The sequence below is a fragment of the Staphylococcus sp. HMSC034C12 genome, from assembly GCF_001835895.1.
Classification (GTDB): domain Bacteria; phylum Bacillota; class Bacilli; order Staphylococcales; family Staphylococcaceae; genus Staphylococcus; species Staphylococcus hominis.
The window spans coordinates 1-9,180 of sequence record NZ_KV826342.1 but is presented as its reverse complement, the minus strand read 5'-3'; the positions used below and the strand labels follow the sequence as shown (position 1 = coordinate 9,180).

Here is a 9,180-nt window from a genome sequence, read left to right as displayed (position 1 = left end):
TATTTTACAGGGGATAAGTAGCCTAGTTTTTGTTTAATTTGTTGTTCCATCATCATTTGTTGCATTTGCTCCATATTCATTTCGGGCATGTTCATTTCAGAACGCCCCATGTAGTAATAAGGGTAAAGTTAATGTATACGCCAAAATTTATTGAACATTATCTAGTTGACTTATTAAAAATAAATGAAGGTTTGCATAGAAGGCTCGTATCAAATCAGCAAATCATTTTAATAGATAGATATAAAGATTTATTTCACTCATTAGATAACGAGTTACAAAATTATTTAAAAAGCATTGTTAATTATGACGAAAAGTTACATGATTATTTGAAGGATTATAGACATTATTATTCTTATTATTTTCCACCATCAGAAAAACTTACATATCAAAAAGATAATATATTTAATATCTCCAATTTTGTTCTTCAACTTCATAAATCTTTTATAATGTTTAAGATAGGCATTCCCTCTAGTGAAATAGTATCTTTATTAAAGATCACTCACTAGTTAGTAATCAATAAACTATTTTGCATTCCACTACTAACCAGTGTTATAATTTAGATAACAAGAGCTTCGTGCATTATATGCACCAACCCCCTCACTATTGCGAGTAGTGAGGGGGTTTTTAGGTGTTGGCTAATATCGCCTATTTTTTCTTATTGTTACGTGTACGTAGCCAATGCGTAAATAACGCAACAATACAACCACTGATGACTGTGGTCGTGATGTGAACAAGAGCTTCGACCATCTAATATGCACCTCCTCTCTGCGTCTAAATTGACGCCTGAGAGATAGGCGACCTGTATATTATATCATCTGTACTAGATGAGTTACATATAACTTCCGATAAGTAGTTTTATGTTATATCTTTGCTTATTTTTATAGTATCAAGACAAGAAGAAACTCGTTTCACTCGTTTCAAAAACCCTTCTGATTTTTAGAGAAAAACTCTCTTATTTCATCGTCTTTAATAAAATAATATGCCATCTTTCCCTTTTTATAAAAATCAAGTACATCATTTTTATATAAAAGTCTTAAATGATGTGAAGTTGAAGCAACACTCATTTTCAATATCACAGAAATATCACAAACACACAACTCATCTTCTTTAATCAAAGATAATATAATTTTCAATTTCTTCTCATCACAAATCTTTTCTAAAATGTTAAGTAATTTCTTAGATTTATCATCTTCTAAAAAACTTAAAGCATTGTTAACTTTATCCTCATGTACACAGATCACATCACATGCATTTTCATAACTCATATGAAATCACACCCTAAATTAAAATATAAATCCTAAAATTGTTTGAATAGTGTCATTTTCTATAATGATAAATAAACCTAAAGCTATATAAATAACAGCCATAATCCAACGACCAAATTTCTCAACAATTTCTCCAACTCCTGGAATATTAGCTAATTTTTGTGCAGTAAATACCAAGAAGAAAATTAAAATTAAAAAGACAAACAAAGTAATTAATAAATTAGTAACACTTAATGTCACAAAATAGGGAACAAATAAACCGATATTATCAGCACCACAACTTGCTATCGTAACAATTGCAATCGTACCAACTAATTTAGACAATCCTTTTTCATTCAATTCTTTTTTAGCTCTCTCTTCTCCGTCACTATCCCCATAAATAGCCACTTTAATTCCTAAATAAATCGGTATTAACCCTAACAATCCTAATATCCATTTTTCAGGAACATAATTTAAGACAAAGGCAAAGAATAAACTTATGACAATCAATGCTACAGATCCTACATATTGACCAATATAAATATCTCGATATTCTTTTCTAGTCTTTGCTCTAGCAAAGAACATTAATAAAATCACTAATAAGTCTAATGCTGTCGCAATATAAAGAATAGCAGCAGTTACAATAGTCTGAAACATAATTACACCTCATTCAAAAATATTTTTGAATGTATTATAACTTATTTTTTTAAATAATCATAGGTGCTTTATTCCAATTGCTTTATTGACGTTGAGCCTCGGAACTTTTAACAAACTCAAAAAATAGTCGAATGGTTGGCATATAATCATGAATTTTAAATGTTTTCTTTAAACCAAAGTTAATGTATACGCCAAAATTTATTGCACATTATCTAGTTGACTTATTAAAAATGGGTCTTCGGAATATATAGTGGAATTAGCATTTTGATAATTCGAAAAAAATAGTGGTTAAATCGGATTGTTTGGTGGAATGCTAAGGAAAAATAATAATACCACAAAATTATAAATCAAACACGGGTGATTACGGGTAGGTAGTCAAACAAGAGGGAATTATATTTTATCTTATTAAGACGTTATAATGTACTGATAAAAAGATGCTCATATATGAACTTCAGGTTCTTGACACAAAAATCATTACACTATATAATGTAATTGTGAAATGGAGGAGGAAATAATGTCTGAAAACTGGTGTACACCAAAACCAAAACTAACGGAACGTCCCTTATTAGATACAGAGAACGCTGAAAGTTTAAGTGAGACCTTTAAAATACTTTCTAATGGGACACGGCTTAGAATACTGCATACCTTGCTTCGAACTCCAAATGCATCTGTTAGCGAGGTGGCAGAACAGCTTGAAATGAAACCTCAAGCCATTTCTAACCAACTTCAACGATTGGTTGATAAAGGCATCGTTCGCAGTATTCGTGAAGCCAATTTTATTCGGTACCGAATTGTTGATAATTGCGTCGTTAGTCTATTAGATCGTGGTTGGTGTTTAACCGAAGATTTACCTAAATAATAAGGAGGAATTTAGTATGGAAAAATGTGCGAGACCGAACTGTAATTGTGTTCTTGGGGAAACAAAAGTAGAAGAAGCAGGAAAAGTTTACTGTAGTCAAGAATGTGTAGACAACTGTACTGATGAAGTTTGCGAGTGCAAAGATTGTAGCTGTGCAACTGCATAATTTAATAATTGTAAGGTTATCCCGTGTAACTATGGGATAACCCTTTTTATTGTAGGATAGTGAATGATAGGCTTTTTGTTTTCAATCATATAAATGCTTTATGAGATTGATGTTAGTAAAATAATTAGCAATGATAATTTCAATATCAAATCTATATTTAATACTATAACACCACAGAGTAGTAAAGGATGAACAATATGTCAGACTTATTATTACTACCAGATCTTAAAACAATAGAACCACCACAAGAAAATGAATCCGACATGATGTTTAAAGTGGAAGCAACTTTTCCACCATAAAATCCGAATACCCATAATTTGTAACCTAATAATCATTTTCTTAAGATGACTTACTATTTTTTAATTTATCTTTTATCCTTTTTTCTGCTTCTGGTTGTAACATGTATGGCATATGCGGATCAATCGCACTTGTTTCCCAACTTGAGACCGCTGGTGTAATTAACTGAAATTGTTGTAACAATCTGACCTTTTGATTTAAATACGATAGTTGTACTGCTTGGGGGTGATTATCATATAATTTTTTTAATATGATTAATGCTTCCTCATCATTAAATAATCTATCTTGATTTTCTTTAAAATACTCAAAAAACTTTTTATCTTTTCTTTTTTTTATGATATGAGCTCCTACTTGCACGATTAATAGGAAAAAAGATGCAATTAATAGAATAAAGATAATAAAACCATAGTTTTGCAAAAACTTATTAATATGAATTTTTTCTAATACTGACTCGTTAAAAAAATTCATACCTGTTAATAATGAGGTTGTTAAAAATGTTGCTAATAAAACTGTAAAATTTATAGGCTTAGAAATAAATTCCAATATTTTACCAATTCCATTCATCCTAGCTCCTCCTTTTTATTCTTATCATCGTGTAAACCTTCGCAAATATTTGTAAACTTTTCTATTAAAATAATAGACCTTTATCAGAATTAAACAAACATCTTCTGTAATAATCCTTGTTTACGTTGCTTTAATAATTCAACTTTTGTAGATTGTTTTTCAATTAAAATTTCAACTTTATCTAAGAAATTACCAATCTTAGTTTGTTCTTCTCTACAAGGTAATTTAATAGTTATTCCTTTTACTATACTTGCTGATAGATTACCTTGTCCCCCTTGAATATATGTTTTTAAAATATGTTGCTTTTGTAGTTTCAAAAAGTTTAATAAAAAACTTATAGATTCTTTTGACTTTATACACAATACTGCTTGATTTATTGCCCCATTAATTTTACTAATTGCTACCTCTCCACTTGTAGCTCCATAGAGTGCATATAGTAAATCTCCTTTTTCAACTAATTTAGCTGAAGAGTTATTAAGAGCGTTTTCTGTAATTTTTAGTTCTGTAAATTGCTTAGAAATTTCACCAGATCTAATAAATGGAATATCTCCATTATAATAACCAGCATTATTGGATTTTGGTGTTCCACCACTAAATGTTTTTGTAATTTCTCCTAATTGCGACGTCTTCCAATTAAGATACTCATCTCCATTTTCATCTTTAAACCTTAGTTCTTGTGAGAAAATCTTTTGCATATATCCACGCTTTTGTTGCTCTAAAAGTTCAAGTTTCTTTTCTTCTAATTCAATCTGGTGATCGAGTTTGCTAAAGAAATCACCAATTTTTTTCTTGTTCCTCAATTGAACCTTTATATAATCTAATACTTTTAACTAACTCCCAATCAGCACGTGGCATTTTTGAGCCGGCTGACTTATTAGCTACACTACTAAATCTATTTGTGAATAATAGTATTTATTTAAATAAGGTCTTAGTTTACTATACCAGACATTTTCTTTATTAAAGCTATTTTTTTGACTTGTGAACTGATTCGACATGTATGTATTAAGAATGCGACCTGTATTTTGCTCGATGCTATCTAATTCTATATCCTTTGTAGGATCTTCTATTTGTGGATTAAATTTTTTACTTTTATTTGTAACTAGTTCGTTAAATAAGTCATATTTCCAGTCTTCTTTAAAATCTTTAAATCTTAAACATGGATTCATTTCTTATGTATGCTCCTTTAAACTAATTTATTATAGTTATTACTAATTAACAATTGATTTAGGGGTACCGCCAACATTTCGGAAATTTTGTACGTTAAGGGAATTTCAACCTAAAAAAGTCGAATTCCTGTACGCTAAGGAACCGACTTTTTTAGATTGGCTTTCTCAATTATAGCCACCGGATAGTTTGAGTGTATTTTCTTCACATAGTTAAGCTACTATAAATAAGAGCTTACCCTGCACAACAAGATAATCTTGATACATCTTTATCAAATGTAAGTGCAGCTAATTTTAATCCTTCTGCCATTGTTAAATATGGTGCAAGGATTTCTTTTAAATCATCTACGGTTAAACCAAACTTAACGGCTAAAGTCGCTGCATAAATCACTTCACCTGCATTTTCAGATACAACATGAACCCCTAACATTTTCAATGTTTTCGAATCAGCAATAAGCTTAAAAACACCTGTTGTTTCATGATTTACTATAGCTCTTGGAACAGCATCTAAAGGCAATACGGAGGTTTTGACCTCATAGCCTTTTTCTTTTGCTTGTTCTTCTGTTAAGCCTACTGTTGCTACCCCTGGATTTGTAAATGTCACGCCGGGAACCACTGATAAATCTAGTTTTTTATTTAATTCACCGATTGCATTATCGGCAACAATTCCACCTTCATATGCTGCTAGATAGACAAATTGAGGCCCTAATGTAACATCTCCTGCCGCATAAATCTTTTCGTTACTTGTTCTAGCATAATCATTTATCAGTATTTCTTTTCGTTTTCCGACTTTAACCCCAGCTGCATTTAAATTCAACGTATCCGTATTTGGTTTTCTTCCTGTTGCAACAAGCAGCTGCTCTGATTCAATCACTTTTTTCTTGCCATCTACTGTAACATGAACCTTCTTTATCTCTCCAGATTGTTCTACACGCTCAAAAGTTGCCCCTTTTACAAGGTTTATTCCTTGTTCAATTAAAGCTTTTTCTACTACTTCAGAAATCTCTGGGTCATACTCTTTTAACAGTCGCTCACTTCTTTGCATAAGCGTTACTTCTGAACCTAAGTTATGAAACAATTGGCCAAGCTCCATTCCGATATATCCTGAACCGATCACCGTTAATCGTTTAGGTACCTTTTTTATTTCAAGGAGCGTTGTACTTGTTAAATACTCCACTTCTTCAAGTCCTGAAATCGGCGGGAGAGAAGGAGATGCACCCGTTGCAATTAAAAAGCGTTTTGCGGAAAGTTTCTCCCCATTGACTTCAACCGTCTGTTCATCAGTAAATTTTGCTTCACCTACAATTAAGTCAATTCCATATTCATCAATTAGATCCACATATTTTTGATTGCGAAGCTCACTCACTAATTCATCTTTTTGCTTGATTAAGGGTGCTAATTCCACTTCTCCAGCAGATGTTTGTAATCCCGTAAATGGATTTACTTTTGCTAAATGATTAATTTCTCCAGCCCTAAGAAGTGTTTTTGATGGAACACAGCCAATGTTTACACATGTTCCGCCAACGGTTCCACGCTCAATCATGGCTACTTTTGCCCCGTATTCAATCGCTTTGATCGCAGCTGAAAAAGCCGAACCACCGGAACCAATGATAAGTAAGTCATAATCGCCTTCATTACCTAACACCACATTTTCTTGTGATGATATTTCTTCTATTTCTCCAGGTTGATATTTCGCCTCATCAATAGCCTTTTTTGCACTTTCAATCCCAATATCATCGGGTAATTCAAATAATACTTCACCGTGACGAAAACTAGCTTCTACATTCTTGGCACCAATATTTTCAAGTGCAACTGCTACATGTTCTTCACAACCCATACAAGTCATGCCACTAACTTTCATACTGATTTTCTTAGTCATTTTTTAACACTCCTTTTAATTATCGAAATATGCCACCCGGACCAATCCCCCAATAATAAGAAATATAAATTCCTGAAATTAAAATAACAATGTTGGTTCCATTGGATATTCCACATGCTGAGAGGCTTACAATAATGAGAGCTGATAATAAAATCTTTTAAAGAACAATATTGATTTCAAATCACTCCCCCCCTTTTTCTTCTGTTTCACTGAATTTATAATGGCAACAATCCGACTGACATGTATTACGACTACCTCTTCTTTTTACCAACATAATCAGTCCGACAATTAACAAAACAGAACCAAATATCCAAACTTGTTTTCCTATTAAGAAAGCACCCATAGAACTCAATCCAATTGCAATTAAAAGGATTGGTAAAGCGCAACATAGAACCAACAATGCTGGTATTCCTAAAAACAATAATTTATCATTATCCTTTACATTTTTTCTCTTTTGTACAGTCAATTTACATCACCTGCTAAAAAGTTGATTTTAACCCTCAAACATTTTCTCAATAATAGGGCAAGAATATAAATATTCTTCATTCGGACAACATTCTTTTAAATCATTCAACATATTCTCAACACGCATTAAATCTCTAATTTGTTGTTGTACTTCATCAACTTTTTGAGAAACGAACTCATACATATCCGAACACCGCACATCATCCTTATCTACAACACCAAGCAACTTGTGGATTTCACTTAAAGAAAAACCAAGCTCTTGCATCCGTTTAATAAACCATACACGCTTAACATCATCATCTGAATATATCCGATAACCAGCTTTCGTTCGGGAAGGTTCTTGTAATAAATTTTTTTGTTCGTAATATCTAATCGTCTCTTTATTTACCCCACATTTTTCTGCAAATGCAGTAATACGATAACTCACATAGTTCACCTCTAAATAATAATAAACCGCGTACCATAGTACGCGGTCAAGTATAATACATTCGTTAATTCTGCACCGCATGGCTTTGTATATCTGACATAATGGTATAAATCATCAAATAAGTCTTTTTTAGCCTGTTTATCGCTCATATTGAATACTTCGTGTACATTAAGTCCTTTTTCTTCTAATCTCTTTAAAATCACGCCGAAAACGAATGTGTTCATGTATCATCACTCCATAAATTTTTAATATTCACATGAACACTAAAACACCGACACGTCGGTGTTTAATTATGTTTTCTTTTAGGCAAAGATAATATGGAATCAATATGTTCACTCCTTTGGTATATTCGCTGATATTTTATGCGTGCCTTGAGTGGAGATTTTTTGAGTGGTTTTTTCAAAAAATACGACACGTCCCTTGATGATTTCCAAACGGTTTTCAAGTGCCCCTTGCTGAGATGGCAGGAGGTCGGTTTTTTTATTTTGTTTAAATTCAAATGCTCTTATTTTGAATTTAAAGGGGGTATTTTAAAGAATTATGTATAGATCATATAGTTTTAACCTAAAAACATACATAAGCTCTTAAAACGCAAATATGCGCCAAATAAAGATATTGATTTGGAGCGTTCCCATGAAAATATTACGCTCAAAAATTGTGAAACCAAAAAATAAGCATAAGTCAGATATTCAATCTCCCGTTGATGAAACGGAAAAATATCCAATAAAAGATACAGATTATATGACAGATGATGAGGAAAAAGCAGATGAGGAATCTTTTAGTATTATTGCTTTCTGGAATTGGGAACGTAGGAATTATTTTATTAAAAAATAGTTCAATAATCGGGCCATTTTGCAGTACAATGAATTGCCTTCTGCTACTAATATTAAAAACACTTTTTTGGAATACTAATACCCCCATATGGTATAATTGTAAAACGAGAAAGAAGGAAAGGATTGACAAATTGTATGGGTATGGGTCATATGATGGGCGGAATGGGGTTCATTGGCATGATTTTTTGGATTATCATTCTTGGCTTGTTATTTTATGGTGTATATATATTAATTGCAAAAGCTTCAGAAAAACCAAAAGGTGTAAGATCAGATGATTCTTTACAAATTTTAAAGGAAAGGCTGGCCCAAGGTGAAATTAATGAAGATGAATATGAAAAATTAAAGAAAGTGTTAAAAAAAGATTAGGGATACTTTGAATGAAAGGGGAAATAAGCGATGAAAAAGAAGTTACCTTTAGTGCTGTCGTTTGTACTAGCTGGTTTAATCGTCATTGGACAAACTGGTTTTACCCAAGGTTCTGATTATGACCAGAGAATGGATAATATGATGAATGAATGCATGAACTTCATGCAGTCCTTTGATGATAACAACGAAAATAAGTAGTAAAGTATATAAAAACACAATAACTACAAGGCACTGAACCCTTAAAATGGGAACTTAATAAA

12 protein-coding genes and 2 pseudogenes are annotated in these 9,180 nt (G+C 32.0%); 4 read left to right on the top strand and 10 right to left on the bottom strand.

Translation table 11 applies throughout. The features are described from left to right. Positions 1 to 645: 645 nt before the first annotated feature. The 3 genes from HMPREF2629_RS11065 to HMPREF2629_RS08835 all read right to left on the bottom strand — a co-directional run bounded on the left by HMPREF2629_RS11065 (position 646) and on the right by HMPREF2629_RS08835 (position 1,901). Entirely contained in the window at positions 646 to 747 is a 102-nt protein-coding gene (locus HMPREF2629_RS11065; protein ID WP_000228874.1) for a type I toxin-antitoxin system Fst family toxin, read from the bottom strand. 170 nt (positions 748 to 917) lie between these two features. Further along, the gene (locus HMPREF2629_RS08840; RefSeq protein ID WP_061815578.1) at positions 918 to 1,265 is read right to left on the bottom strand and encodes an ArsR/SmtB family transcription factor; all 348 of its coding nucleotides are present in this window, start codon (positions 1,263 to 1,265) and stop codon (positions 918 to 920) included. A gap of 18 nt (positions 1,266 to 1,283) precedes the next feature. Further along, positions 1,284 to 1,901: a CadD family cadmium resistance transporter gene (locus HMPREF2629_RS08835; RefSeq protein ID WP_002500367.1), complete on the bottom strand. Its 618-nt coding sequence runs from the start codon at positions 1,899 to 1,901 to the stop codon at positions 1,284 to 1,286. A gap of 514 nt (positions 1,902 to 2,415) precedes the next feature. Between HMPREF2629_RS08835 and HMPREF2629_RS08830 the strand changes: the two genes are divergently transcribed. Next, positions 2,416 to 2,760, top strand: coding sequence for an ArsR/SmtB family transcription factor (locus HMPREF2629_RS08830; protein WP_024937206.1), 345 nt, complete (start codon positions 2,416 to 2,418; stop codon positions 2,758 to 2,760). Positions 2,761 to 3,265: 505 nt separating this feature from the next. On the opposite strand, the gene HMPREF2629_RS08820 is transcribed toward HMPREF2629_RS08830, so the two are convergent. The 7 genes and pseudogenes from HMPREF2629_RS08820 to HMPREF2629_RS08795 all read right to left on the bottom strand — a co-directional run. Next, the gene (locus HMPREF2629_RS08820; protein ID WP_197682126.1) at positions 3,266 to 3,787 is read right to left on the bottom strand and encodes a super-infection exclusion protein B; all 522 of its coding nucleotides are present in this window, start codon (positions 3,785 to 3,787) and stop codon (positions 3,266 to 3,268) included. Between the two features lie 89 nt (positions 3,788 to 3,876). Then, positions 3,877 to 4,578 (bottom strand): annotated as a pseudogene (locus tag HMPREF2629_RS11190) (restriction endonuclease subunit S); the annotation flags it as partial. Positions 4,579 to 4,665: 87 nt separating this feature from the next. Next, positions 4,666 to 4,953, bottom strand: coding sequence for a hypothetical protein (locus HMPREF2629_RS11320; RefSeq protein ID WP_049415645.1), 288 nt, complete (start codon positions 4,951 to 4,953; stop codon positions 4,666 to 4,668). Positions 4,954 to 5,185: 232 nt separating this feature from the next. Further along, on the bottom strand, positions 5,186 to 6,811 hold the full coding sequence (merA, locus tag HMPREF2629_RS08810; protein WP_232726286.1) for a mercury(II) reductase: 1,626 nt from the start codon (positions 6,809 to 6,811) through the stop codon (positions 5,186 to 5,188). Between the two features lie 199 nt (positions 6,812 to 7,010). Continuing rightward, a complete protein-coding gene (locus HMPREF2629_RS08805) occupies positions 7,011 to 7,295 on the bottom strand; it encodes a hypothetical protein (RefSeq protein WP_049415651.1) in 285 nt (94 codons plus the stop codon). A gap of 27 nt (positions 7,296 to 7,322) precedes the next feature. Continuing rightward, positions 7,323 to 7,721, bottom strand: a complete 399-nt coding sequence (merR, locus tag HMPREF2629_RS08800; RefSeq protein ID WP_026867184.1) for an Hg(II)-responsive transcriptional regulator — start codon at positions 7,719 to 7,721, stop codon at positions 7,323 to 7,325. A gap of 9 nt (positions 7,722 to 7,730) precedes the next feature. After that, a pseudogene (locus tag HMPREF2629_RS08795) lies at positions 7,731 to 7,945 on the bottom strand (hypothetical protein); the annotation flags it as partial. Between the two features lie 409 nt (positions 7,946 to 8,354). Here HMPREF2629_RS08795 and HMPREF2629_RS11315 point away from each other — a divergent pair. The 3 genes from HMPREF2629_RS11315 to HMPREF2629_RS11180 all read left to right on the top strand — a co-directional run bounded on the left by HMPREF2629_RS11315 (position 8,355) and on the right by HMPREF2629_RS11180 (position 9,118). Then, positions 8,355 to 8,555, top strand: a complete 201-nt coding sequence (locus tag HMPREF2629_RS11315) for a hypothetical protein (protein ID WP_171991300.1) — start codon at positions 8,355 to 8,357, stop codon at positions 8,553 to 8,555. Between the two features lie 134 nt (positions 8,556 to 8,689). Further along, complete coding sequence (locus HMPREF2629_RS08785; protein ID WP_002449928.1) at positions 8,690 to 8,920, top strand: SHOCT domain-containing protein; 231 nt, start codon at positions 8,690 to 8,692, stop codon at positions 8,918 to 8,920. Between the two features lie 30 nt (positions 8,921 to 8,950). Further along, a complete protein-coding gene (locus tag HMPREF2629_RS11180; protein ID WP_002469039.1) occupies positions 8,951 to 9,118 on the top strand; it encodes a hypothetical protein in 168 nt (55 codons plus the stop codon). Positions 9,119 to 9,180 lie beyond the last annotated feature (62 nt).